This window comes from Enterococcus sp. 3H8_DIV0648 (genome assembly GCF_002140655.1).
Taxonomy (GTDB): domain Bacteria; phylum Bacillota; class Bacilli; order Lactobacillales; family Enterococcaceae; genus Enterococcus_A; species Enterococcus_A hulanensis.
Genome location: NZ_NGLG01000001.1, coordinates 2,267,559 through 2,269,259, shown reverse-complemented (window position 1 = coordinate 2,269,259; position 1,701 = coordinate 2,267,559). Strand labels below are relative to the sequence as shown.

1 protein-coding gene is annotated in these 1,701 nt (G+C 38.5%); it reads left to right on the top strand.

Features of this window, described 5'->3' with window-relative positions:
• Positions 1-181 precede the first annotated feature (181 nt).
• On the top strand, positions 182-1,701 hold a 1,520-nt coding region (locus A5875_RS23645; RefSeq protein ID WP_176244655.1), incomplete at its 3' end, for a MucBP domain-containing protein.

Below are 1,701 nucleotides of genomic sequence, written 5' to 3'. Positions count from 1 at the left end.
TAATAGCAGGGCGCATATCCCGTGTTGGAAATAAACCGACATTTTAACATTGTTAATAACCTATGTATGTTTATTGATAAACAAATGTGGATAATAAACTTTACAATCAAATAAAATGCGTCTAAAATAAACATTAATAACTATATTTGAGGGTTATAGAAAAAGAAAAGAGGCGCAAATAATGAAAAAAGTGAAGTTGTTTGTCTTTTTGGTGTTGTCTCTATGTTTTTCAGTGTTGGTAGTTTTTGGGGAAGAAGCACATGCTGCGGATATGTATCGCCTGTATAACCCTAATTCAGGTGAGCATTTTTATACCGCGACTGCTAGTGAAAAGAACCATTTAGTAAAAGTTGGATGGAAATACGAGGGAATTGGCTGGATCGCACCTTCCAGCGGAAATGCGGTCTATCGATTATACAACCCAAATGCAGGGGATCATCACTATACGATGAATGCAGGTGAAAAGAATAATTTAGTTAAGGTAGGGTGGAAGTATGAAGGGATCGGCTGGTATTCGGATATAAAGAAAGCGGTTCCGCTTTATCGTGCATACAACCCTAATGCAAAGGCCGGCTCACATAACTACACAGTAAATTATGCGGAGCAAAAGAATTTGTTGCGTGTTGGCTGGAGAGACGAAGGGATCGCTTGGTATGGAATCAATAAAAGCGCACCTGTAACCAAATATTCAGTTACGGTGAAGCATGTTGGTTCAGATGGAAAAGAATTGAAGAAGTCCACCGCGAGTGTAGAAAAAGGAAAATCCTATACCGCGAAAGCAGAAAGTTTTAGCGGTTATACTTTAAAAGGGAGCAGCTCACAAACTGTTACAGTTAATGGGAATAAGACGATCACGTTCAATTATACAAAAAATGCGGCACCAGTAACGAAATATACAGTGACAGTTAAGTATGTGGATTCATCAGGAAAAGAAATTGAAAAGGCCGTTACAGCAAGTGTAGAAAAAGGAAAAACCTACAAGGCAACAGCAAAAAGTATTAGCGGCTATACGCTGAAGGGGAATGACTCGCAAACTGTAACCGTTGATGGAAATAAAACAATTACGTTCACGTATACGAAAAACGCAGCACCAGTAACGAAATATACAGTGACGGTCAAGTATGTGGATTCATCAGGAAAAGAAATTGAAAAGGGCGTTACAGCAAGTGTAGAAAAAGGAAAAACCTACAAGGCAACAGCAAAAAGTATTAGTGGTTATACGTTGAAGGGGAATGACTCGCAAACTGTAACCGTTGATGGGAATAAGACAATTACGTTCACATATACGAAAAATGCGGCACCAGTAACGAAATATACGGTGACGATCAAGCACGTCGGCTCTGATGGAAAAGAATTAAAGAAAGCTACTGTAAATGTAGAAAAAGGCAAACCTTATACTGCGAAAGCAGAAACATTTACTGGTTATACACTAAACGGAAATAACGCTCAAACCATTTCAGCTGTGAACGCAGATCAAACTCTGACGTTTAATTATAATTTGAACAAATACAATGTCACGGTTGTTCATAAAGGAAGTAATGGAAAAACGTTAGAGACAGAAAAAGCTGTGTCTGTTGAATATGGTAAAGAACATACGGCGAAGTCAAAAACATTCACTGGCTACACATTATCAGGTAATTCAAGCCAGAAAGTAACAGTGAAGGGCGCGACAACGATCACGTTTACGTATAATCCGAATAA